The organism is Mesorhizobium sp. 1B3, assembly GCF_050958605.1.
Lineage (GTDB): Bacteria > Pseudomonadota > Alphaproteobacteria > Rhizobiales > Rhizobiaceae.
In genome coordinates, this window is record NZ_JBJHDO010000001.1 from 427,299 (window position 1) to 451,825 (window position 24,527).

Here is a 24,527-nt window from a genome sequence, read left to right on the forward strand (position 1 = left end):
CTATCCGATGTTCCAACAAAGTTTGATCGTTAGGCCGTTCCGAAAGCGCTGGCCCCATGCTCGGCGCGCGTTGCCAACTGGCGAAAGCCTTCGAACAGCTCACGCCCGAAGCCATGGCCGTTCTCCGACAGGTCGACTGCCGGCACCTTCCGTTTCGCAAACTCCTCAGGGGGCACGAGCGCTTCGAGCAGCCCGGTTTCCCCATCGAGGCGGATCATGTCGCCGTCGCGTATCTTGCCTATGGCGCCGCCATCCAGGGCCTCCGGCGTGACGTGGATCGCCGCGGGGACCTTGCCCGATGCGCCCGACATCCGGCCATCGGTGACGAGAGCGACCTGATGGCCGCGATCCTGCAGCACGCCGAGCACGGTGGTGAGCTTGTGCAGTTCGGGCATGCCGTTCGCCTTGGGCCCCTGAAAACGGACGACGGCGATGAAGTCGCGGTCGAGCTGCCCGGCCTTGAAGGCGTCGTTGAGCGCCTGCTGGCTGTCGAAGACGCGTGCCGGCGCTTCGACGACCCGGCGCTCCGGCTTGACGGCCGAGGTCTTGATAATGGCCTTCCCGAGATTGCCGGACAACACCTTCAGCCCGCCTGTCGGCTGGAACGCCTTCGCCACCGTCGTCAGCACTTTCTCGTCGCCGCTTTTCTCCGGCGCTGCCTCACGCAGGACGCCGCCATCGGCACCGAGCCTGGCCTCGATCATGTAGGGACGCAGTCCCTCTCCCCAGACGGTCTGCACATCGTCGTGCAGCAGTCCGGCGTCGAGCAGTTCCCGGATCAGGAAGCCGAGACCGCCGGCCGCGTGGAAATGGTTCACGTCGGCAAGCCCGTTCGGATAGACCCTGGCAAGCAGCGGCACGGCCTCGGAGAGATCGGAAATATCCTGCCAGGTGAGCGCTATGCCGGCCGCGGCCGCCATGGCGATCAGGTGGATGGTGTGGTTCGTGGAGCCGCCGGTGGCATGAAGGCCGACGACCCCGTTGACCACCGAGCGCTCGTCGATCATGCGCCCGACCGGCGTGTAGGCGTTGCCGAGCGCGGTGATGGCGAGTGCCCTTTTGGTGGCTTCCCTGGTCAAGGCGTCGCGCAGCGGTGTGCCGGGGTTGACGAAGGAGGCGCCTGGAATATGCAGCCCCATGATCTCCATCAGCATCTGATTGGAGTTGGCCGTGCCATAGAAAGTGCAGGTGCCGGGGCCGTGATAGGATCTCGATTCAGCATCCAGCAGTTCGGCCCGGCCGACCTTGCCTTCCGCATAGAGTTGGCGGACCTTGGCCTTCTCGTCATTCGGCAGCCCGGAGGTCATCGGGCCGGCGGGAATGAACACGGCCGGCAGGTGGCCGAACGTCAGCGCGGCGATCACCAGGCCGGGCACGATCTTGTCGCAGACGCCCAGATAGACGGCGGCGTCGAACATGTTGTGCGACAGGCCAACCGCCGCAGCCATGGCGATGACGTCGCGCGAGAAGAGCGACAGCTCCATTCCGGGCTGGCCCTGGGTGACCCCGTCGCACATGGCCGGCACGCCGCCCGCAACCTGCGCCACGCCGCCGGCCTCCCGCGCCGCTTCCTTGATCAACTGTGGGAAGGTCTCGAAAGGTTGATGTGCCGACAGCATGTCGTTGTAGGAGGTGACGATGCCGACATTCGGCACACGATCCCCCGACAACGCTGCCTTTTCCGAGGGAGCGCAGGCGGCGAAGCCGTGAGCGAGGTTGCCGCAGGAAAGCACGGCGCGGTTGGCGCCCTGCGATGCCGCCCTGCCGATCCTGTCGAGATAGATCTCGCGACGCGGCTTCGAGCGTTCCCGAATTCTTTGGGTAATGGCTTCGATATCTTTCCTGGCGGTCATGATCGTCCCTTCGAAGGGCATTGCCGGGCTCGGGCGGGGAGGGCGCCGGGCCTCGCCTGCGGTTCAGGGCGCCCAGAAAACCTGAACCTGTATCCTTGACTTCTCGAGCATCCTGCACACCGGCAGGTCGCGCCCCTTGGCCAGCGCTTCCTCCAGCACCTTCCGCTTTTCGCCGCCTTCGATATGCAGGACCGGAAGGCCTGCATCCGCAAGCCGGGCGAGCGGCAGCGTCAATCGCGGTTCGCCCGCCCCCGCCGCATGGACGGACAGCACCATTTCCGTCGATGCCGGGTCGAGCAGCGCATCCAGGTTGGATGCATCGGGAAAAAACGACGCCGTATGCCCATCCGTTCCCATTCCCAGTACGGCGACATCCAGCGGCCATGGAAGCTCGCGAAGCACCTCGGCGGAGGCGGTTGCGGCGTCCTCGACAGTTCGGGCAGGCTGGTAAAGGTCGACGAAACGGGCTGCGCTTGCCCTGTTCTGCAGCAGGTTTGTCTTTACCAGCCCCGCATTCGCACGCGGTGAACTGCGCTCGACGAAACGCTCGTCCACCAGCACCACCACCACATTCTCCCAGTCGAGATCCTCGTCTGAGAGGCTGCGGAAGAATAGGCCGGGTGTCGTGCCGCCGGAAACCGCGATGAAGGCCTTGCCACGCTGTTCGATCGCTCCTTGGAGCGCACGCGCGACGGTCTGCGACAGCGCGTTGGCCAGCTCCGCCGGCGAGCCGAAAAGGTTCCAGGCGGGCCCCGCGCTCGGCTCCGTCAGGGCCATCAGTTGCTCTCGTGCCAAGTGCGGCCGTCGCGTTCGATGAGCGCGATCGACGCCGAAGGACCCCAGGTTCCGGCGGTATAGCCCTGCGCCTCCTGCGGGCCGTCTTCCCAGGCGGCGAGGATCGGATCGATCCACCGCCAGGCGGCTTCCACTTCGTCCCGCCGCATGAACAGCGTCTGGTTCCCGCGCACCACATCCATGATCAGCCGTTCATAGGCATCCGGGTTGCGAACCTCGAATGCCTGGGCAAAGCTCATGTCGAGCGGGACGTGGCGCAGGCGCATCCCGCCGGGGCCGGGATCCTTGATCATCAGCCATTGCTTGACGCCTTCACCCGGCTGCAGCCGGATGACGAGTTGGTTGGCCTCGATCCGCCCCGCGCTGTCACCGAAGATAGAATGCGGGATCTGCTTGAATTCGATCACGATCTCGGAGACGCGCTGGGCGAGCCGCTTGCCCGTACGCAGATAGAAAGGCACGCCGGCCCAGCGCCAGTTGGCAATCTCGGCCTTGATCGCGACGAAGGTCTCGGTTTGGCTGTCGCCATTGGCCAGCTCTTCGGCATAACCCTTCACCGGGCCATTCGCCGATGCACCGGCCCGATATTGGCCGCGCACCGTCACTCTTGGCGCCTCATTGCCGTTGATGCGTTTCAGCGCCCGCAGCACCTTCAATTTCTCGTCGCGTACCGCGTCGGCGTCCATCGACGCGGGCGGCTCCATGGCCATGAGGCACAACAACTGCAGCATATGGTTCTGAACCATATCGCGCAAAGCGCCGGCCTTGTCGTAATAGCCGGCCCGACCCTCGAGCCCGACCGTTTCCGCGACCGTGATCTGGACGTGGTCGATATGCGCCGAATTCCACAGCGGTTCGTAAAGGGCGTTTGCGAAGCGAAGAGCCATCAGGTTCTGCACCGTCTCCTTGCCGAGATAGTGATCGATCCGGAAAATCTGCTGTTCCCGGAAGTCGGCGCCGATACGATCGTTGAGGGATTTCGCCGAGGCGAGATCCCGGCCGATCGGCTTCTCCACCACGATACGTGCATTGGCGGAGATGAGACCCTGTGCCTTGAGATGGTCGGCGAAGGAGCCGAAGAGCTCGGGGGCCACCGCCAGATAGAAGACCCGGATGCGATCGCTGTCGCCGATCGCCTTCTTCAGTTCTGCGAAGCCGTCGCCGGATTTTGCATCGACAGGGAGGTAGGACAGCCGCTCGATGAACCTTCCAAGCTCGGCAGCATCGATCTCCTCGCCCTTGACGTGCTCCGAAATCGCGTTGCGGGCAAAGGCACGATATTCCTCGTCCGTCATCTTCGAGCGCGAGGCGCCGATGATCTTGGTCGGTTCGGAGAACTGGCCTGCCGCCTGACGGCGATAAAGGGCCGGCAAGAGCTTGCGCTCGGCGAGGTCGCCCGTCGCGCCGAACATGACGAAATCGAAGGGTTCGACGGGGATGATCTGACTGGTCATTGCCTATCCGTGTCTGTCGGCCGATCCGGGGCCTGCGTATATTCTAATCGATTTAGTAATGCCAGTGCGCATGGTGTCACACATGGCTTGCCTTTTGCGCGGCGGTGGCCATCCCTGACCCGGCCTTCTGGCCCCTTGACACCTGAGGTCCGGCGGGATTTGTCGCAGCCCTGGCAAGGGAGTAAGCCTTCGCAGGCGCAACGGGGGCAGCATAGTCCCCCCGTGCGGCGAAGCAAAAGGAGAAAGCGGCCATGGGTTCGCATCTTTCGAGAACGGTCGCGGAAGGCCGTGCCTTCATGCAGATCGTCGACGGTAAGCCGGTTGATTCGCTGTCGGGGGAGCGGATCGATGTCGTTTCGCCCTCTGATGGCAAGTTTTTTGCCTCCATTCCCTCCTCGGGAACGGCCGACGTGGACAGGGCGGTGAAAGCCGCGCGGCGTGCTTTCGACGAAGGCTCGTGGAGCCGGATGCCCGCGGTCGAGCGAGGGCGCTGCCTGACTCGCCTCTTCCACTTGGTGGAGAAGTATGGAGAAGAGCTCGCCGCGCTGGAATCGCGCGACACGGGCAAGCCGGTCCGGCAGGGCAAGGCGGACATTGTCGCCACCATGCGCTACTACGAATTCTACGGTGGTGCCGGCGACAAGATCCATGGCGACACGATCCCCTTCCTCGAAGGGTATACGGCGCTCACCTTACGCGAGCCGCATGGCGTCGTCGCCGGCATCATTCCGTGGAACTACCCGCTGCAGATCCTGGCACGCGTCGCCGGCGCGGCGCTCGCCATGGGCAACACGCTCGTGGTCAAGCCGGCCGAAGACGCCTCTCTGACGGCGATCCGCATCGGCGAACTCGCCCTCGAGGCAGGCATCCCCGAAGGCGTCTTCAACGTTGTGACGGGCTATGGACGCACGGCCGGGGCGGCGCTCTCGGCCCATCCTCTCGTCGATTATGTCACCTTCACCGGTTCTCCGCTCACCGGCACGGCGATCCAACAGGCCGCTGCTGTCAACAATCGCGGGGTGACCATGGAACTCGGCGGCAAGTCGCCTCAGATCGTCTTCGCCGATGCCGATCTCGATGCGGCCCTGCCGGTGCTGGTCAATGCCATCATCCAGAATGGCGGGCAAACCTGCTCGGCAGGGAGCCGGGTGCTGGTCGAACGGCCTGTCTACGAAAAGATTGCCGCCGGCCTCGCGGACCGGTTCTCCAAGCTCGTCGCCGGCCCTCACGATGCCGACCTCGACCTCGGTGCGCTGATCAACGCGAAGCAAAGGGAGCGCGTCGCGGGCATGGTGTCTGCGGCCGAGGAGGCTGGCGTCGCGGTCCTGGGGAAGGGGGCGGTCGACGCGGCCGCTCCGGCGGGCGGCTATTATCACCCTCCGGTGCTGTTCGGCTCGGTCGATCCAGCCGCCGCGATCGCCCAGGAGGAAGTGTTCGGTCCCGTGCTGACCCTGTTCCCGTTCGGCGACGAACAGGAGGCGGTGAGGCTCGCAAACGGCACGGAGTTCGGGCTGGTCGCAGGCGTATGGACGAGGGACGGCGCCCGGCAGCATCGTGTTGCAAAACGGGTTCGTGCTGGCCAGGTCTTCGTCAACGGCTATGGCGCGGGCGGTGGAATCGAGTTGCCATTCGGCGGCTTCAAGAAGTCCGGCCACGGTCGCGAGAAAGGCTTCGAGGCTCTATACGACATGTCGGCGACCAAGACGATCGTCTTCAATCATGGATAAAGGGGCAGGAACCAGCATGGCACGTTTGCAGGGCAAGGTGGCGATCGTCACCGGCGCGGCTTCCGGTTTCGGCGAGGGCATGGCCAAGCGTTTCGCAGAAGAGGGAGCGAAGGTCGTGGTTGCCGACCTGAACGCCAAGGGCGCCGAAAAGGTCGCCGCGGAGATCGGCGCCGCAGCCATCGCCGTGACCACGGACGTCTCCCAGCGGGCGGAAGTCGAAGAGATGGTGTATGCGGCCAAGAGCACCTTCGGGCGCGTCGACATCATGGTCAACAATGCCGGCTACACCCACCGCAATGGGGACATGCTCGCGGTCGACGAGCAGACCTTCGACCTCATCGCGGCCATCAACATGAAAGCGATCTATTTCTCGACGTTGTCGGTGGTGCCGATCATGGAGCGCCAGGGTGGCGGCGTCATCATCACGACGGCTTCCACCGCCGGCCTGCGCCCACGTCCCGGTCTGGCCTGGTACAACGCCTCGAAGGGATGGGCGATCACAGCGACAAAGTCGATGGCCGTCGAACTCGCGCCCAAGAAAATCAGGGTCAATTGCCTTTGCCCCGTGGCGGGGGAAACCGGAATGCTGGCCCAGTTCATGGGAGAGGATACGCCGGAGAAGCGCGCGCAATTCCGTGCTTCGATCCCTCTCGGCCGGCTGTCGACGCCGCTCGACATTGCCAACGCCGCCTTGTGGCTGGCCTCTGACGAGGCCGAGTTCATCACGGGGGTTGCGCTGGAGGTCGACGGCGGTCGGTGCATCTGACTGTACGCCAAGAAGCGCTTGATCCCGCGCGGTCCCGCTGCGCGGGATAGGATGCTTCAATCAAGGCCGGAAACGGTCTATTGCATGCGCTGACAAACAGAGTTCGAAAACGCCATGCACAGGGTCGCCATCACCGGTACCGGGGTCTTCACTCCGGAAGAGGTCATCAGCAATGCCGAGTTGGTGGCGTCCTACAATGAATATGCGCACCGCCAGAACGCACTTCATGCCGAGGCCATAGCGGCTGGCGAGCGCGAGCCGATGCCGATGTCGTCCGAGGAGTTCATTGTGAAGGCGTCCGGCGTCGAGCGACGTCATGTCGTGAACAAGTTCGGCGTGCTTGATCCCGGCATCATGCATCCGGTGCTGCCGGAAAGGGCGGATGAGGAATTGTCGATCATGGCCGAGATCGCGGTGAAGGCCGCGGACGAGGCGATGCGCAAGGCCGGCATTACCTCCGCCGATATCGACGCGGTGATCTGCGCCGCCTCCAATCACGAGCGACCTTATCCGGCCATCGCCATCGAGATCCAGCAGGCGTTGGGCGTCAAGGGCTTTGCCTTCGACATGAACGTAGCCTGCTCTTCGGCGACCTTCGGCATCCAGATCGCCACTGACATGATCCGCTGCGGTTCGGCGCGCGCGATATTGATGGTCAATCCGGAGATCACTTCCGGCCATCAGGAATGGCGCGACCGCGACTGCCACTTCATCTTCGGCGATGTTTGCACGGCGGTCGTGCTGCAGCGCGCCGACGATGCGAAATCCGCCAGCGCCTACGAGATCGTTTCGACACGCTGCCTGACGGAGTTCTCCAACAATATCCGCAACAATAACGGGTTTCTTAGGCGCACGCGCGAAGGCCACATGGTGGACCGCCGGGACATGCAGTTCCGCCAGGAGGGAAGAAAGGTCTTCAAGCAGGTCGTGCCGATAGTCGCGGAACTGATGACCTCGCATCTCGCCGATGCCGGATTAAGGCCCGATGCGATCTCGCGGCTGTGGCTGCACCAGGCCAACAAGGCCATGAACGACCTGATCGGCGAGAAGGTGCTCGGCCGGGAACCCTCGCGCCAGGAGCAGCCCAACGTGCTGCAGGAATATGCCAACACATCCTCGGCAGGTTCGATCATCGCTTTCTCACAGTTTTCCGATGATCTGCCGCCCGGCAGCCATGGTGTCATCTGCTCCTTTGGCGCCGGCTATTCGGCGGGCAGCGTGATCGTCAGGAAAATGTGACATGAATGCCGGCGTTAGCGAGCGCGCCAAGATGGATGCCGGCGACTGGTACTGCTGTATCGATCCCGAACTCGATGGCATGCGCGAACGCGCCTATGAAGCTGTCCACGAGCACAACATGCTGCCCCCAAGGCAGCGCGGCAATGTCAGTCCGGCGCTTGCCGCTCTGTTTGCCTTTATCGGAAGGGAGGTACGCATAGAGGCGCCGTTCCATTGCGCCTACGGCATCAACATCGAGCTGGCCGACCGAGTGTATCTGAACGCCGGCTGCACTATCCTGGATACCGCACGCGTGGTGATCGGACCGGCGACGATGCTTGGCCCCGGTGTACAGATATATTGCGCCGAGCATCACAAGGACCCGGAGTTGCGGGTGGCGGGGCTCGAGCGGGCAAGGCCCGTTCTCATCGGCGAGAAAGTATGGATTGGCGGTGGCGCGATCATCCTGCCCGGCGTCAGCATCGGCAGCGGCGCTATCGTTGGCGCGGGCGCGGTGATCACCAGGGATGTGCCCGCAGGTGTCACGGTGGGCGGCAACCCGGCCCGGAAGTTGTAAACCAGCCCTGCCTCGGAACGACGAACGCCTCCGCGCGTTCGGACTTCGTGTCGCGCGTCGGCCTCCAGGCTGCTCCTGCAGCCGATGCGCGGCCCGCCCCGAGGATATGTCGATGAAGATTGCTCAGATAGCGCCGTTGGCCGAAAGCGTACCCCCAAAACTTTATGGCGGTACGGAACGTATCGTGTCTTACCTGACGGAACAGCTTGTGGCTCTCGGCCACGACGTCACGCTTTTCGCAAGCGGCGATTCTGTCACGACGGCCGAGCTCGTTGCGTGCACGGACTCGGCACTGAGGCTCAACCCGGCAGTCCGGGACCCGTTACCGTATCACTTGATGGAGTTGGAGGAGGTATGCCAGAGGGCGGCGGATTTCGACATCCTGCATTTTCATGTTGATTTGCTGCATTTTCCGCTGGTCAGGCCCTTTGCGGAGCGAACGCTGACGACGCTTCACAACCGCCATGATGGCGCCGACTATCGGCCGCTTTACATGGCCTTTCCCGAAATTCCCCTCGTGTCGATTTCAGACAGTCAGCAGCGCAGAATGCCCCCGGTCAACTGGATCGGCACTGTCTACAACGGCATTCCGGCAAGCCTGCTTCCCTTCCATCCCGTTCCGACCGGGGATTATCTGGCCTTCCTGGGACGCATCGCGCCGGAAAAGGGGCCGGCCCAGGCGATAGAAATCGCCCGACGCGCGGGAATGCCGCTCAAAATGGCAGCCAAGATCGATAAAATGGATTACGTCTATTGGGAGACCGTCATCGAGCCGCTGATCCGCAGATCGCCATGGGTGGAGTTCGTCGGCGAGATCGGCCAGGACGCGAAGCCGGACTTCTTGGGCAATGCCACGGCCCTCCTTTTTCCCATCGACTGGCCTGAACCGTTCGGCTTGGTTATGATCGAGGCCATGGCCTGTGGGACGCCCGTCATCGGCTTTTCCTGCGGCTCCGTGCCCGAAGTCCTGGAGGATGGGCTTTCCGGCTTTGTCGTGAAGAATGTGGACGAAGCGGTGGAGGCGGTGGGACGCATCGGCAAGGTCGAGCGCGCGGGCGTGCGAAGCGCGTTCGAACGGCGTTTCTCGGCCGAGCGAATGGCGGCCGACTATCTGGCCCTTTACCAATACGCCGAGCCTATCCTGGTTCCGGAACCCGCTGCGGCGCCATTAACACAACCCAATCTGTGGCGTGAAAGGCCAACCGCCTCGTGAACAAGAATGCCCTCCCGGAAGCTGGCGCACGCGACGAGCATGTCACACACATGCCGGAGTTCTTCATCCCCGCTTCTGCTTCCCTCCAGGAGCGGCGCCCCCGCATTCTGAAGCATGGGGACACTTTCGCCGTCTTTGATCATAATGGCGATGTCATCGCGGGTCACGGCGGCGCGGAAGGTATTTACCACCGCGACACCCGTCATCTCTCCCATTTCTACCTCACCATGGCGGAGAGGCGGCCGTTGCTCTTGAGTTCCACCCTGCGCGACGACAATGCCCTCCTGATCTGTGATCTGACCAATCCCGATCTGTTCGAGGGAGACAAGCTGCTCGTGGAACACGATATGGTCCATGTCAGGCGTTCGCGGTTTCTCTGGGAGGCAACCTGTTTCGAACGGCTGAGCGTACGCAACTTCGACGACGAGTCCCAACGGATAAACCTCGTACTTCTCTTTGGCGCCGACTTCGCCGATCTTTTCGAGGTGCGCGGTTCTAGACGTGAGAAAAGAGGGACACTGCATCCTCCTGAAGTCGGGGAAAGCCAGGTGACGCTTGCCTATACGGGCCTCGACGGCAGAGAGCGGCTCACCGTTCTGCGATTCGATCCGGAGCCGCAGGAAATCTCTGGACAGCATGCCGCCTTCGAATTCGACCTGGCCGCGAAAGACACCAAGACCATCTTCATTGAAGTGAATTGCGGTGCCGAGGCAAAAGACGAAAGCGCTGCCCGACGTGTCTTTTTCTCGGCGCTCGGCGAGGCACGCCGAGCCCTGCGCCGCGCCAGATCCCGTGCGGCGAAAATCTCCACGTCCAATCAGGTGTTCAACGAGGTCGCTCGACGGGCCGTTGCCGACCTCCATATGCTGACCACCGACACGCCGGATGGCCCCTATCCCTACGCGGGAATTCCCTGGTTCAGTACCGTGTTCGGCCGGGATGCGATCATCACGGCCATGCAGACCCTGTGGCTCGATCCCGCGATCGCCCGCGGTGTGCTTTCCCATCTTGCCGCCAACCAGGCGGTCTCCGTCGATCCTCCTGCCGATGCGGAACCCGGCAAGATACTTCACGAATTGCGCTACGGGGAGATGGCCGAACTCGGCGAGGTCCCGTTTCGGCGCTATTACGGCAGCGTCGATTCCACTCCGCTCTTCGTCATGCTGGCCGGTGCCTATTTCACCCGGACGCGCGATCTTGCCACTATTCGCGACCTGTTGCCGAGCATCGAAGCCGCGCTCGACTGGATCGAGAGATATGGCGACAGGGACGGGGACGGATTTGTCGAATATGGTCGCATGAGTGGCCATGGGCTCGTCAATCAAGGCTGGAAGGACAGCTATGACGCGGTCTTTCACGATGACGGGACGTTTGCCCAAGGGCCTATCGCGCTTGTCGAGGTGCAGGCCTATGTTTATGCAGCCTGGCGCGCTGCCGCCGATATCTTCCGGGCCGTCGGCATGCCGGACCGGGCTTTTCGCCTCGAGACCGCGGCGAAGCGACTGCGCAAGCGCTTCGACAAGCGTTTCTTCGACGAGGAACTCGGCACCTATGTGCTTGCGCTCGATGGCGAAAAACGCCCATGCCGGGTGAAAACTTCCAATGCGGGGCATGCGCTCTTTACCGGTATCGCCTTGCCGCGGCGGGTGCCGGAAGTGGTCAGGACGCTCATGGACAACGCCTCGTTTTCGGGCTGGGGGATCCGGACGGTGGCGACCACCGAGGCCCGCTACAATCCGATGAGCTATCATAACGGATCGGTGTGGCCGCATGACAATACGCTCATCGCCGCCGGCTTTACCCGCTATGGGTTCCGTGCCGAGGCGGCGCGTATCTTCGAAGGCCTGTTCCAGGCTTCCACCTATATCGATCTTCGTCGCCTGCCCGAGCTGTTCTGCGGCTTTCCGAAGCGAAGGGGACGAGGCCCGACCTTCTATCCCGTAGCCTGTTCGCCCCAGGCATGGGCCGCGGCGGCACCTTTGGCGCTGATCCGCATATGTCTCGGCATGCGCTTCGACCCCGGGGCAGGGCATCTCACCTTTTACGAGCCGGTCTTGCCCGATTTCCTGGAGGAGGTGACGCTGCGCGGGATTGCGTTTCCACAGGGCAAGGTGGACGTTGTCTTGAGGCGTGCCGGCACGGAGGTGTTGGCCGAATTGCTGGCCCGTGAGGGCAAGATCCGCGTCATGACGATGAGCTGATTCTAATCCAGCCGAGCCTAGAGCCTGTCCCGAAGCGCGTACCAGTTGAGGGCGAGAAACAGGAGAGGCGAACGCAAGCGGCGCCCACCGGGAAAAGCCGGGATATTCAATTCCTCGAAAAGCTTGAGTCGGTCGCGATTGCCGGCGACAGTCTCTGCATAGAGCTTGCCCATGAAATTGGACAGCATGACGCCGTGACCGGAATAGCCTCCGGCCGAAATGACATTGGGCATCACCTCGCGCACGAAGGGTTTGCGCGGCATGGTGATGCCGACATAACCGCCCCAGCCATGCGTGATCTCCACGTCCCTCAGCTCGGGATAGACCTCGGCGATCTGTCTTCGGATAGCGATGTGGATGTCCTTGGGATCCTTGACAGCATAGACCTCGCGTCCACCGAAGAGCAGGCGCCCATCCCTCGACTTGCGGAAATAACGCACGACGAAGCGCGAATCGTCGACGGACTCGCCGCCGGGGATCACCGGGCTGTCGGCCCCAAGCGGCACCGTGGCGCCGATGAAGGAGCCGATCGGCATCACATGAGCCGCGCTCACCGGTTCCAGCGGCCCGCCATAAGCGTTGACTGCGACGAAGCCTTTTGCTGCCGTGATGGTACCGGTCGAGGTGGTGACAATCACCTTGCCGCCATTGGTGGAAATGCCGGTGGCCTTGGTTCTTTCGAACAGCGCGGCACCGGCCGCGGCCGCCACGCGCGCCGTGCCGACGACCAGCTTCAGCGGGTGGATATGGCCGGTGCCGGTGTCGTGCGTGCCCCCGAAATATCGGGTAGAGCCGAGCCGTCGTGCCGTCTCGTCCCTATCCATGAAGCTGATATGCGGGTAGTCGAAGCGCGTCGCCATGATCTCGGCGTGCCTGCGATAATCGTCGAGATAACGCTTCTTGTGCACGACCGACATCTGCCCCGGCATATAGTCGATGTCGATGCCGTTCGTGGTGGTGAACTCGAGCAGATGCGCCTTTGCCTCCTCGGCGATGGCGAACAATGCCTTGGCCCGCGTCAGGCCGTATTCGGCCTCGAGCTCTTCTGCCCAGGCCCGTTGTCCGGTGCCGAGCTGTCCGCCATTCCGCCCGGAGGCCCCATCGCCGAAGCGGTGAGCCTCGATCAAGACCACGCTGGCGCCGGCCTTCGCCAGATGCGCGGCCGCAGACAGGCCGGTGAAGCCTCCGCCGATGACGACGACGTCCGCCCTGCGGTCACCGTCGAGCGCCGGATAGATTGGACGCGGACCGACCGTTTCCTCGTACCAGGAGAAGCCGGGCGAAATGGGAGAATGGTAGGACATGAGGGACCGAAAAAGCGAATAGGGACTGGCGGACAGCGAGTAGAGTGAAACGAAGATGCCACGGTTTGCAGGCCGCTATTCGCTACTTACTACTCGCTATTCGCTCACTACACGTTCAGCAGCAGGTATTCCCGCTCCCAAGGGCTGATCACTTCCATGAACGTCTCGAACTCCGCCCGCTTAATCGCGGCATAGGTCGAAGCGAAAGACTCGCCCAGCATCGACCGCAGGTCGGGATCGTTCTCGAACAGGTCGACCGCCTCGAGCAATCCCCGCGGCAGATCGATCTCGTCCTCGTTGACCGTCGTGCCGACCGGCGCGTCCGGCTTGAGCTTGTTGCGGATGCCGATGAGCCCGCAGGCGAGCGATGCCGCCAGCGCCAGGTAAGGATTCGCGTCGGAAGACGGGATCCGGTTCTCCAAACGTCGTGCCGAAGGGTCGGAGCGCGGGACACGGAAAGCCGTGGTGCGGTTGTCGTAGCCCCATTTGGTGTTGACCGGCGCCGACGCCGCCTGTGTGAGCCGGCGATAGGAGTTCACGTAGGGCGCGAACATCACCAACGCGTTCGGCACGTGCTTCTGCATGCCGCCGATGAAATGGAAAAAGGCCTCGCTCTCCGAGCCGTCCTCCTCGGTGAAGATGTTGCGGCCCGTCTTTCGGTTCAGCACGGACTGGTGGATATGCATGGCTGAGCCGGGCTGGCCTTGGATCGGCTTGGCCATGAAGGTGGCGTAGGTGTCGTGTTTCAGCGCCGCCTCGCGGATGGTCCGCTTGAACATGAAGACCTGGTCGGCGAGCTCGATCGGATCGCCGTGGCGCAAGTTGATCTCCAATTGTCCAGCGCCTTCCTCATGAATCAGCGTGTCGATCTCAAGACCCTGGCTCTCCGAAAAATGGTAGATGTCATCGATCAGTTCGTCGAACTCGTTGACCCCGGCGATGGAATATCCGGCACCGCCACCGATCGCCCGGCCGGAGCGGCCGACAGGCGGCACCAGCGGATAATCCGGATCGGGATTCTTGCGCACGAGATAGAATTCGATCTCCGGGGCAACGACAGGCCTCAGCCCGTGATCGGCATAGGCCTGGACGATACGCTTGAGCACATTGCGCGGGGTGAATTCGACGAAACGCCCGTCTTGGTGGACGAGGTCGCAGATGACCTGCGCTGTCGGGTCTTCCTCCCAGGGCACCTCCGACAGCGTCGACAGATCCGGCACGAGCTTCAGGTCGCCGTCGTCTTCCGGATAGGAGAAGCCGTTACCGTCCTCTGGATAGTCTCCTGAGATGGTCATCATGAACGGCGCCGACGGCAGGGCCAGCGAAGTGTTGGAAGTGAATTTCTTGGACGGCATCATCTTGCCGCGTGCCACGCCCGCCTGGTCGGGGGTGATGCACTCGATATCCTCGATGCCGCGCCATTCCAGCCAGGCGCTCACTTCTTTCCAGTTCTTGACGCCGCGCAGGTTCTTCACGAATTGAGGCGTGCGCACGCGCCCCACACGGTTGGACGGTCGGGTTTCCTTTTTTGCAGGCGGCATCAATCACCAGAAAAGTTGCGGATGGGCGGAGTATAGACGGGCGCCCGAACGGATGGGAAGGGGTGGCCCATCGATGCGTAGGGCTGGCGCGTTCGGGCGGAGATATCTGGGAGTGCGGCCTATAGTTAGGTCCGCGCCTGGGCAAGGAGCTTGTCGACGACGGGCTGCAGGGACTCCGGCGTGAAAGGCTTGGCCACGACGGCGTCGATGGCACGCGCGTATGGCAGGCTTTCCGGGACGACGTTTCGCGTCGACAGCAGGATGACGAGCGGAACGTTGCCGCCAAAGGCGCGCCGGTGCTCGGCAATCTCTACCAGGGTGGCGTCGCAATCCCGGTTGTCCGGACCGCCGTCGAGGATGACGATGCCGGGCTTGCTTGCGAGCGCCTTGGCGGCCCTTTCCGGCACTTCCAGAAACGCCTTCAGCCCAGACCGCTCGACGATCCTGGAGACGACGATACCGTTGATCTGCGACTTGCCCACGACGAGCACGAGGGAGAAATTCACGCTGTCGGCGGCGCCGCCCAGATCGACATGCGGTCCGAGACGTAACTTGGGCATCGAGATGCAACCGATTTCTGGAGCTTCAATGTGCAGTTGAAAGCGTGTTCCAGATAGACGTTATGTCCGTGACCGAGTCAAGTGCAATGTAAGGAATGGTTTTCTCTCTGCTCCCGGAAGGATGCAAACTTCGTGTCTGCCGATGTAATGCCTAAGTTCTGCCGGCGTTTCTTCACGTGGCACGTGGCCGCTTTTTCGTCGCCGCATGGTGTTCTCGAAAAAGATGTTGAGCCCGATCGTCGTCAGTCGACCGGGCTCAGGGATAAGATGGGGCGCTTCCTGTTCGGATGAACGTGCGACCTCGATCCTCAGCCGTGGCTCTGCTGGGTCACGATCACCGGGATGAGCAGGTCGCCCCAATTGCCATCGCCGCCGTGATGGCGAGCCGAGCGGACGAGCTCTACGGACACACCCGCCTCGACCGCCTTCATCACCGACTGGTTCAACCGGTGCAGATCGTTGGCGACGATGCGGATCGCCGCCTGCTGGTCGGCGCTCATCATCGTCGACTGTTCCTCGGCCCGTTCCTTGACGCGGGTTCTCGGTGCCATCGTCCTTCTCCTCGGGTTCCTGATTGGTGGGCCTGACGGGGAACCGGGTCCCCCGCCATATTACTCGGCTGCGGGCTTGAACTGGGCGTGCTCGGTCGATTCATGCATGGCGGTCGTGGATGATTGGCCGCCAGTAATGGCCATGGACACTGCGTCGAAATAGCCGGTCCCGACCTCGCGCTGATGCTTAGTCGCGGTGTAGCCGTTGGCTTCGGCCGCGAATTCGGCCTGTTGCAGCTCCGAATAGGCGGCCATCTGGCGGGCCTTGTAGCCGCGGGCGAGCTCGAACATGCCGTAGTTGAGTTGGTGGAAGCCCGCCAGCGTGATGAACTGGAACTTGTAGCCCATCGCGCCGAGCTCACGCTGGAACATGGCGATCGTGGCGTCGTCCAGGTTCTTCTTCCAGTTGAAGGAAGGCGAGCAGTTGTAGGCGAGCAACTGATCAGGATGATGCTTGCGCACGCCTTCGGCGAAACGCTTTGCCTGATCGAGATCCGGCTTGGAGGTCTCGCACCAGATCAGGTCGGCATAGGGGGCGTAGGCGACGGCGCGCGCGATGCATGGCTCCAGTCCGTTCTTCACCTGATAGAAGCCCTCGACAGTGCGACCGGCGTCATAGTCGACGAAAGGCCGATCGCGTTCGTCGATATCGGAGGTGAGCAGCTTGGCCGCTTCCGCATCGGTGCGGGCGATGACGAGCGTCGGAACACCCATCACGTCCGCTGCCAGGCGCGCGGCATTGAGATTGCGGATATGGGCCGCCGTCGGGATCAGCACCTTGCCGCCGAGGTGGCCGCACTTCTTTTCCGAAGCGAGCTGATCCTCGTAGTGGACGCCGGCGGCGCCGGCCTCGATGAAGGCCTTCATGATCTCGAAGGCATTGAGCGGGCCGCCGAAACCGGCTTCCGCATCCGCGACGATCGGGGCGAACCAGGTGTCGACCGACAGGCCCTTGCCTTCCTGGGTCTCGATCTGGTCCGCGCGCTGCAGCGTCCTGTTTATGCGCTTGGCGAGCTCGGGCGCCGCATTGGCCGGATAAAGGGACTGATCCGGATACATGGCGGATGCCGTGTTCGCGTCGGCAGCGACCTGCCAGCCCGACAGATAAATCGCCTTCAGACCGGCGCGGACCATTTGCATGGCCTGGTTGCCGGAGAGAGCGCCGAGCGCGTTGACGAAGTCCTCTTCATGGATGAGCTTCCACAACCGGTTCGCGCCCATTTCGGCGAGCGAGTACTTGATCTGCACCGAACCGCGAAGCCGCTTCACGTCCTCCGGCGAATAGGGGCGCTCGATACCATCGAAGCGGCCTTCAGGGGCTGATGGGACAAGATTGTAAAAATCGGTCATGGGTGCTCGCTCCAATCCATTTCCTGGTGTCCGGTCGGCAGTCACTCCTCGCCAGAGGAGTCGCTTTCCCTGTGACTTGATTTACATTGCGGTGCGAAATAATCGAGAGACAATCACGAACCTTCGGGGAAATAAGGGTAATCCTGTGTTGCCTTTGACGAAGCCGGGTTGTAAATTTGTAAATCTTGTAAACGACCGACACTGCCCTGAAGCGCCCTCGTTCTGTAAAATTCATGTAAAGAAATGGCCGAGCAGAAAATCTTCGCAGGACCGCGCATACGCCGTATCCGCAACGCCAAGGGGCTTACCCAGACCGCCATGGCGGAAGGGCTCGGCATTTCGCCCTCCTATTTGAATCTCATCGAGCGCAATCAGCGGCCTCTGACTGTGCAACTCATCCTGAAGCTCGCCTCGGTCTACAAAGTGGAGCCGGAAGAATTGCAGGGTGAGGCGAGAGGCTCGATCGCAGCCCTGAAAGAAGTCTTTTCCGATCCGCTGCTCGTCGGTGAACTTCCCGGCGACCAGGAACTTGTGGAAGTCGCCGAGGCTGCCCCGAATGCGGCGGCAGCGATGATAAAGCTCTTTCGAGCCTATCGGGAACAGGCAGAGAGGCTGAGTGATCTATCCGAGCTCTTGGCCCAGGAGGGCAGGGCCACGGCTCTTTCGGCGGCGCGTCTGCCGATCGACGAGGTCCGTGAGATCTTCGAACGCCGGCCCAATCATTTTGCCGACATCGAGGCGGAAGCCGAGGTGTTCACTGCCGAACTCGACCATGGCGACGATCTGTTTGGCGCGCTGAAATCCTGGCTGAAGCGCGAGCATGGCATCGTTGTGCGCGTGCTGCCCGTCGCCACGATGCCGAACTGGCGCCGCCGCTACGACCGCCATTCGCAGCGCCTGTTCCTTTCGGAACGGCTGTCGCCCTTCGATCAATTGCGCGAGGTGGCGATGGAAGCCGGCCTGCTCCGCATGGCGGCCGTGGTGGCACAGGAGATCCAGGCGCTGAAACTCTCCTCCGACGAGGCTCGCCGGCTCGCCCGCTTCGAACTCGGGCGTTACGCCGCGCATGCCTTGATGATGCCTTACCAGGCCTTCCAGTCGGCTGCGCTCCGCGCCCGCTACGACATAGACGTGCTGCGTTCGCGGTTCGGCGTGTCTTTCGAGCAGGCAGCGAACCGCCTGACGATGCTGCAGCGCCCCGGCATTTCCGGTGTGCCCTTCTTCATGCTCGAGGTCGACAATGCCGGCAACCGTTTCCGCAAAGGCGGGGCGCAGGGCTTTCCGCAGAGCCGATTTGGCGGCGGCTGCCCGAAACTGTCGGTCCATGCTGCCTTCGGCCAGCCGGGACAGATTTTCGTCGAGGCGGTCGAAATGCCGGACGGCGCCGAGTTCCTGACGATCGCCCGCACGCTGGAGGGACCGCAAGGCGCCTACAACGAGCGGCCCCGCCGCACGGCCTTGCTGCTTGGCTGCGATATCGGCTTCAAGGACGAGATTGTCTATGGCTCGGCCCTTCCGGGAGCGGTCGCCGGTAGCGGCGGGAAGCCGGCCCAGCCCTCGGCCACGCCCATAGGTCCTGCCTGTCGGCTCTGCGAGCGTTCGGGATGCCTCGCCCGCGCGGAACCCCCGGTGACGCGCCCACTCGGCCTGGACGAGATGGTGACCGGCTTGAGCGCCTTTGATTTCCAATAGCGCCTGAGGCCAGGTGGCATCACTTGGCGTCACGGAATGCGGCTAAACTGTCGATGGCCACGCTATTTACCTGGCCTCCAGTTCGCACCGGCGCACCAGCATATAACGGTCGGAACGACTGGCTTCTGCTTCGGGGCCGGTTTCCGCCGCCGCGACAAGCGCCCGGATCAACCTGGCTTCATCGGTGCGCCGCTCCTTCATGGCGGCGCTCAAATCGGCTCGCAAGCGGGCTTTCATGTCGTGTCCGGCATCGGACACCATAGCCCTATCCTTTCCTGTCGCGCCCAAGCAGGATCTGTATGGCGCGCAGGTTGTCCCCCTTTTCAAAAATCATCGGCGAGATGCCGATCTCCAGCTTGAGGCCGCCTGGCTCAACTCGCCGGCTTCGGCTCCGGGAATTTCCAGTTCCCGTCCAGAACTTCTGCGCGCGGTCGATAGAGGCGCACGGTGTAGTTCCAGCCGGGCATGATGGGCAGGCAGTTCGGCACCTTGCCATCGCAGCCGCCGAACTGGACGGCTACCGAGCCGTCCTCGCCCTTCTTCGCGGTGATGTCGTTCACTGAATATGCGTTGAGGTCGTTCTTCTCGAAATAGCCTTCGGCATTGTAGAGGCTGATCGACCAGAAGGCGTCGACCGGCACATCCTTGACGTCGAGCTTGTAGACCGTCTTGCCGTCGTTCCTTTCGGGCGTGACGTTCAGATAGAAGGCGTCCTTGTCGGGATTGCCGCCCCAGCCGAGAGCCGTGCCGATCAGGTGGCGGATCGGATCGACGGCTTCCTTCGTGCCGAAGGCGCCCTTGAAATCCGGCATGGTGGAGCCAAGCACCAGAAGTGCATCGCGCACCTTCTTCTGGCTTGCCTCGTCCCAGTCAGGAATGTCGAATACGCCCGGGCCGCCTGGCTGCTCGACCTTAATTGCGTCCTGCAGTTTATGCACCTCTTCGAGGTCCTTCGGATCGTCGGGATTTACCAGGGTGCGTATGCCGAACAGCACATAGCGCGTGCCTGTCTTGTTCCTGTCGTAGGTGTGACTTCCCGCGCCGTATTGGATGTCTCCCACCACATAGTGGTCCTCGTTGATCGCCATCAACGACATGAACCGGTCGCCGGAATCGGGCAGCGTGACAGTCACTGGTCCGGCATCGAGGTCGAACACGGCAGACGAATAAAGCGTATCGCGGTTCGCGCGAATGACCATCTGGTGGTCGATCTGCATGGGTTCGCGGCGATGATGGAATTTGCCGGGCCCGCCTGCGTCGTTGATCGCGTTGCCAAAGTAGAGGTCGGATTCGGCACGCTGGAAATTGTCGACGGTGACGGGCGTCGCGGTCTGGGCCAAGGCCGAGACCGAAATGGAGGCAGCCAGCAGTCCGGCCGAAAATGGGACGATTAGCGCACTCATTCGATCCTCTCTATGATTACTGAGCCGAGACACGCTCGATGTCCGGCAACGCCCATGTCTTTTCGAAGATGGGCTTCTCCGGTCCGTAGAAACGGAACAGCACTTCAAAATCGCGTCCGTTGGTCGGCACCCAGTTGGATTCCTTCCCGGCGGGGGCTTGCGGGCCGAAAAAGATGTCCACTGATCCGTCGGCGTTCGGCTGCATGTCCGGGCTGTTCGACGCGCGGCTGGAGTGCGATGTTCCGCGGATCAGTGCATGCGTCTGGCGGTCATACGCAGTCGCCGACCAATACTGGCTCACCGGCGCGTTCGGCGGCACCGTCAGCCGATAGGTATTCTGTCCGTTGAACTGTCGTCCGGCGGGGTCCTGGAAGGACATAAGGTAGAACTGCCCAGCCCCCAGATGTTTGGCGCTGAAATAGCCCATTGCGTAGGAGACAGCGCGCTCGGCTACGGGGTAATCGTTCGGATCTGCGAATCCGGTACCCATTCCTTCGACTACCGGTGGTGAAGCGGGCACCGCCCAGCGCGTTCCGCTGAAGTAGGGTGGATCAAACAGTTCAGCGTAGCGCATGTCGATCTCTGCCCGCGCTTCGCGCGCGGCCTCGTCCAGGTTCGACTTTGTCTTGCCGTCGGGATTGAAGGGCTTGCCTTTCTCGATGCCGATCGACTGGAGCTGGTCGATCATTACCTTGTCGCGCGTCAACCAGGGCTCGACCTGTATGAAGCGGTGGAGCGATTCGAAGAACCGCCAGTCATAGGGAATGGTCGCATCGAACGGCTTGTCGTAGACGTCGACATAGACGGTGTTCTCGGGGTTGGCGCCCAAAGGATGGATCTTTATCCGTTTCCCGTACTCGACCGCAGCCGCCATGTCGGCGTCACTTCGGCTCTTGAAGTTGGAGCGCAGGATCACGAAGCCCTGGTAGGTGTCCGAGGGCAGGACGATGTAGCCTGCCGGCGGCTGCTCGGTATAACGCGGGGGTGTAATCAGGTATTTCGCGCCTTTGCCCTTGTCGGCGCCGGCGGGGCCGACATCCTCCAACGCGTTCTGCCACGCATTGTCCACGCTGCCGACTATGACTCCCGCTTCATCGGCAGGCGGGATTTCCAGCACGACCGGGCCCGCGCGTGTGTCGTAGAAGGGATTCAGGTAAATCGTGTCGGGATTGGGCGTGAGCGTCTGATTCAGCGCGTTCACTGGCCGCGACCAGTAGACAACCTGATTGGGTTTCGCGCCGTTGGCGATGGCTGCCTGCAACATGCGGTCGAAGTTGACAGCGGGCATGCCCCAGATGACCGCTTCCACGGCGCGGCGGTGGATCGAACGCTCCGAGAGCTCCTTGGCCGTGAAATCCTGCGCCTGTGCCGGCGTCATACACACCAGAAGGAGTGCCAGAAACAGACATCTCACCTTAACATTCCTCCTCGATTTACACGCGTTGCCGGTCAGAGCATCCTACTGGTCTTCCGCAACGTAAGCTCGCTAGAGCCGAGATGGCAAGAATGTGAGGCAAATCGGGGAATTGTCTCTTGGAGATAAGCCGGGTCCCTGAAAGGCGCGACGATGACCGCTCATCTCACCCCGGGTGCCACAAGACTCGGCAACGGCTGGATCACGCGGAAATTCGCCAGTTCGGCTAGGAGAGGCGAGGGGAACGGCCCGCCTTAACCAATAACGACACCGGCGTCCGCCACATGACCGAACAGCCCGCTGCGATCGCGGCCAGTCACCACGCGCCTTTGCGCGAGGAAAGGCTCGGCTTTCTGCTGGTCTTCCTGTCTGCGCTGATGTGGAGCTTCGGCGGTGCTATCGCACGCTTCATCGCGGCCGAAAGCTGGACGGTGGTGTTCTGGCGTTCGGCCTGGGCGGCTACTTTTCTTCTTGGGTTCATGCTCTGGAGGAACGGCGGCCGCGGTACGCTGGGCCTTTTCCGGAGCATGGGGTTGCCGGGATTGGCCGTGGCCGTCTGCTTCGCGACGGCATCGACGAGCTTCGTCGTCGCCCTTGCTTACACGACCGTCGCCAACATCGTGTTGATGCAGGCAGGCGTGCCGCTGATCGCGACCCTCATCGCCTGGGTGTTGTTTCGCGAGGCTGTCGGAGTCGCGACCTGGATGGCGATCGCAGCGGTCATCGTCGGCGTTGCCATCATGGTCTCCGAATCCTTCACGGGCGATGTCTCGCCCGTGGGCGACGGTCTGGCGTTGCTCATCGCGGTGGCGTTTTCGATCGCCACGGTGGTAACCCGGCGCTTCGCTCATGTCCGCATGACTCCGGCCACATGCCTGGGCACGATCCTTGCGGCTCTGTTCGCCGCGATACAGGTCGAAGCCCTTGCGGTCTCGTCCGGAGACATGGGATTCCTCTTTGCCTTCGGCGCGCTCAATCTCGGCCTCGGCCTCGCATTGTTCGCAACCGGCGCGCGGCTCATCCCGGCCGCCTTCGCGGCGCTGCTCGGCACGTTCGAGACGATATTGAGTCCGGTATGGGTCTGGCTGGTCCACGGCGAAGTGCCTTCGACCCGCACCATTATCGGCGGCGCGGTCATATTCAGCGCGCTGCTCGTGCATCTCGCATTGGAGTTTCGCAGGCAAGCGCAACCTGTCCGGCCCGGCGTGACCGGGATGCCGGCCCCCCATTGACAGTATCGGGGAAGAACAGGCAGCTTATGCCGTCTGCAACAACCTAGAAGGCTTATCTTGCCAATTGAATTAGCCGGCACTTTGGGCGCCGGAGAAAAAAAGCATATCCACCACCCCGCCGCGGCGAAAGCCCCCGACGACCCAAATCGTTCCGACCCTTCCGCGATTTCGACCGAAACTTCGAAATTCGTTTCCGCCGATCACGAGGCGGAATACAGGTCCTTCGTCAAAGAACACCCCGACATAGAAGCAGTCGAATTCCTGCTCGTCGATCCCAACGGCGTGATGCGCGGTAAGTGGGCGCCCGCCGACGCCCTGAAGAAAGCATTCCAGGACGGCGTGAACTTTCCCATGTCACTGCACGGGCTCGACGTCTGGGGCCGCGAGGTCACCGAGACCGGTCTGCATATCGAGACCGGTGACCAGGACGGCTATTGCCGGGCGACGCGAGGATCGCTTTCAATCGTACCCTGGGCCAAGCGCAAGACCGCGCAGGTGCTCCTGCAAACCTTCACGCCGGAGGGGGAGCCGTTCCTGGCCGATCCGCGCCAGGTGCTGAAGCGCAAGGTGGCGGAGGTCCAGGCCAAGGGGTTCTTCCCCGTCGTCGCCTTCGAGCTTGAGTTTTATCTGCTCGATCCGGAGATCGAGTGGGACGAAGGCATGCCGGGACCAGTGGGAGCTTCCGCCGGACCGGATCGCTTGCGCATGTATGGTCTCGACGACCTCGCCGAGCATGCCGAACTTTTCGACATGATCCGGGACGCTGCCGACGCGCAACGGCTTCCCATCGATACGATCATCAAGGAGGCCGCCCCCGGCCAGTTCGAGGTGAATCTCAAGCATCGCGCCGACCCCCTGCGGGCGGCGGACGACGTCATCATGCTGCGGCGCATTGTGCTGGGCTGCGCGAGGGCGCACGGGCTGACAGCCACCTTCATGGCCAAGCCCTTCCTCGAATATGCCGGCAATGGCATGCATGTGCATGCTTCGATTCTCGACAAGGAAGGCAGGAATATCTTCGGCGGCCCTTCCGGCCGCAAGACGCTGGAATCCGCGGTGGCCGGCCTGCTCAAGACCATGCCGGAATCGCTCCTGCTCTTCATCAACACCTGGAACGGTTTTCGCCGCATCACCCCAGGCTCCTACGCGCCGACGCGCGCGGTCTGGGCGGAGAACAACCGTTCCGTGGCGCTGCGCATCCCCGTCTCCAACGAGGAGAACCGGCGCGTCGAGCACCGTATCGCCGGAGCGGATGCCAATCCGTATCTGGTGATGGCGGCCATCATACGGGGCATGGTCGAAGGAATCGAGAATGGCGATGTTCCGCCGCCGCCGGTGCAGGGCAACGCCTATGACGACGACGGCCTGTTCCTGCCCGACGATATGGACGACGCCCTGCAACTCATGGCGAAAGGCGGCTTTGTTGACCGGGCGCTCGGACCGCTGCTCGGCAAGGTCTATCGCGATCTGAAGCGGGCAGAGATCCTGGCCTTCTGGGGCGAGATCACGCCGCTCGAAAGAAGCACCTATCTGTGACGATGGGAACTATTTTCGCGCTTGTCGCGCAGGGCAAAGCTCAATAGGCTCCTGACGGGATTTTAGCTCCGGAAGCGAGAACCGGTTCCGGAGCTAAAACAACAAGTTAGGGCGGCAGCGACACCTCTGTCGGCGGTCGC

The 24,527-nt window shown here is 62.5% G+C and carries 20 protein-coding genes; 9 read left to right on the plus strand and 11 right to left on the minus strand.

All coding sequences use genetic code 11. The features are described from left to right. Window positions 1-29: 29 nt before the first annotated feature. The 3 genes from edd to zwf all read right to left on the minus strand — a co-directional run bounded on the left by edd (window position 30) and on the right by zwf (window position 4,102). Complete coding sequence (gene edd / locus ACCO56_RS01990; RefSeq protein ID WP_433637096.1) at window positions 30-1,853, minus strand: phosphogluconate dehydratase; 1,824 nt, start codon at window positions 1,851-1,853, stop codon at window positions 30-32. Between the two features lie 63 nt (window positions 1,854-1,916). Then, window positions 1,917-2,630: a 6-phosphogluconolactonase gene (gene pgl / locus ACCO56_RS01995; RefSeq protein ID WP_433637097.1), complete on the minus strand. Its 714-nt coding sequence runs from the start codon at window positions 2,628-2,630 to the stop codon at window positions 1,917-1,919. Continuing rightward, on the minus strand, window positions 2,630-4,102 hold the full coding sequence (zwf, locus tag ACCO56_RS02000; RefSeq protein ID WP_433637099.1) for a glucose-6-phosphate dehydrogenase: 1,473 nt from the start codon (window positions 4,100-4,102) through the stop codon (window positions 2,630-2,632). Before zwf ends, pgl begins: the two co-directional genes overlap by 1 nt. A 251-nt stretch (window positions 4,103-4,353) precedes the next feature. Between zwf and ACCO56_RS02005 the strand changes: the two genes are divergently transcribed. From ACCO56_RS02005 to ACCO56_RS02030, 6 genes are all read left to right on the plus strand, one after another. Continuing rightward, complete coding sequence (locus tag ACCO56_RS02005) at window positions 4,354-5,829, plus strand: aldehyde dehydrogenase family protein (protein WP_433637101.1); 1,476 nt, start codon at window positions 4,354-4,356, stop codon at window positions 5,827-5,829. Window positions 5,830-5,845: 16 nt separating this feature from the next. Further along, the gene (locus ACCO56_RS02010) at window positions 5,846-6,595 is read left to right on the plus strand and encodes an SDR family oxidoreductase (protein ID WP_433637104.1); all 750 of its coding nucleotides are present in this window, start codon (window positions 5,846-5,848) and stop codon (window positions 6,593-6,595) included. 114 nt (window positions 6,596-6,709) lie between these two features. Further along, complete coding sequence (locus ACCO56_RS02015; protein WP_433637106.1) at window positions 6,710-7,834, plus strand: beta-ketoacyl-ACP synthase III; 1,125 nt, start codon at window positions 6,710-6,712, stop codon at window positions 7,832-7,834. A 1-nt stretch (window position 7,835) separates the two neighbouring features. Then, on the plus strand, window positions 7,836-8,390 hold the full coding sequence (locus ACCO56_RS02020; protein WP_433637109.1) for a sugar O-acetyltransferase: 555 nt from the start codon (window positions 7,836-7,838) through the stop codon (window positions 8,388-8,390). 112 nt (window positions 8,391-8,502) lie between these two features. Continuing rightward, a complete protein-coding gene (locus tag ACCO56_RS02025; protein ID WP_433637112.1) occupies window positions 8,503-9,603 on the plus strand; it encodes a glycosyltransferase family 4 protein in 1,101 nt (366 codons plus the stop codon). A gap of 50 nt (window positions 9,604-9,653) precedes the next feature. Then, window positions 9,654-11,804 (plus strand): amylo-alpha-1,6-glucosidase, encoded by a 2,151-nt coding sequence (locus ACCO56_RS02030; protein ID WP_433638303.1) that lies wholly within the window; start codon window positions 9,654-9,656, stop codon window positions 11,802-11,804. Between the two features lie 17 nt (window positions 11,805-11,821). Here ACCO56_RS02030 and ACCO56_RS02035 read toward each other — a convergent pair whose 3' ends face one another. The 5 genes from ACCO56_RS02035 to aceA form a co-directional block, all read right to left on the minus strand. Continuing rightward, on the minus strand, window positions 11,822-13,108 hold the full coding sequence (locus ACCO56_RS02035) for an NAD(P)/FAD-dependent oxidoreductase (RefSeq protein WP_433637114.1): 1,287 nt from the start codon (window positions 13,106-13,108) through the stop codon (window positions 11,822-11,824). A 107-nt stretch (window positions 13,109-13,215) separates the two neighbouring features. After that, window positions 13,216-14,649: a glutamine synthetase family protein gene (locus tag ACCO56_RS02040; protein ID WP_433637116.1), complete on the minus strand. Its 1,434-nt coding sequence runs from the start codon at window positions 14,647-14,649 to the stop codon at window positions 13,216-13,218. 125 nt (window positions 14,650-14,774) lie between these two features. Next, a complete protein-coding gene (locus tag ACCO56_RS02045) occupies window positions 14,775-15,209 on the minus strand; it encodes a response regulator (protein ID WP_433637119.1) in 435 nt (144 codons plus the stop codon). Window positions 15,210-15,517: 308 nt separating this feature from the next. After that, window positions 15,518-15,760, minus strand: coding sequence for an SMc00767 family acetate metabolism repressor (locus ACCO56_RS02050; RefSeq protein ID WP_433637121.1), 243 nt, complete (start codon window positions 15,758-15,760; stop codon window positions 15,518-15,520). 60 nt (window positions 15,761-15,820) lie between these two features. Beyond that, window positions 15,821-17,110, minus strand: a complete 1,290-nt coding sequence (gene aceA, locus ACCO56_RS02055; RefSeq protein ID WP_433637123.1) for an isocitrate lyase — start codon at window positions 17,108-17,110, stop codon at window positions 15,821-15,823. A 243-nt stretch (window positions 17,111-17,353) separates the two neighbouring features. Between aceA and ACCO56_RS02060 the strand changes: the two genes are divergently transcribed. Next, window positions 17,354-18,802 (plus strand): helix-turn-helix domain-containing protein, encoded by a 1,449-nt coding sequence (locus ACCO56_RS02060; RefSeq protein ID WP_433637125.1) that lies wholly within the window; start codon window positions 17,354-17,356, stop codon window positions 18,800-18,802. A gap of 66 nt (window positions 18,803-18,868) precedes the next feature. On the opposite strand, the gene ACCO56_RS02065 is transcribed toward ACCO56_RS02060, so the two are convergent. From ACCO56_RS02065 to ACCO56_RS02075, 3 genes are all read right to left on the minus strand, one after another. Then, window positions 18,869-19,063, minus strand: coding sequence for a hypothetical protein (locus tag ACCO56_RS02065; protein ID WP_433637126.1), 195 nt, complete (start codon window positions 19,061-19,063; stop codon window positions 18,869-18,871). A 110-nt stretch (window positions 19,064-19,173) separates the two neighbouring features. Continuing rightward, complete coding sequence (locus ACCO56_RS02070) at window positions 19,174-20,205, minus strand: DUF1254 domain-containing protein (protein ID WP_433637127.1); 1,032 nt, start codon at window positions 20,203-20,205, stop codon at window positions 19,174-19,176. Between the two features lie 16 nt (window positions 20,206-20,221). Further along, window positions 20,222-21,514, minus strand: a complete 1,293-nt coding sequence (locus tag ACCO56_RS02075; protein WP_433637128.1) for a DUF1254 domain-containing protein — start codon at window positions 21,512-21,514, stop codon at window positions 20,222-20,224. A 389-nt stretch (window positions 21,515-21,903) separates the two neighbouring features. Between ACCO56_RS02075 and ACCO56_RS02080 the strand changes: the two genes are divergently transcribed. Together ACCO56_RS02080 and ACCO56_RS02085 are read left to right on the plus strand one after the other, a co-directional pair. After that, the gene (locus tag ACCO56_RS02080; RefSeq protein WP_433637129.1) at window positions 21,904-22,851 is read left to right on the plus strand and encodes a DMT family transporter; all 948 of its coding nucleotides are present in this window, start codon (window positions 21,904-21,906) and stop codon (window positions 22,849-22,851) included. A gap of 165 nt (window positions 22,852-23,016) precedes the next feature. Next, complete coding sequence (locus ACCO56_RS02085) at window positions 23,017-24,387, plus strand: glutamine synthetase family protein (protein ID WP_433638304.1); 1,371 nt, start codon at window positions 23,017-23,019, stop codon at window positions 24,385-24,387. The last annotated feature ends 140 nt before the right edge of the window (window positions 24,388-24,527 follow it).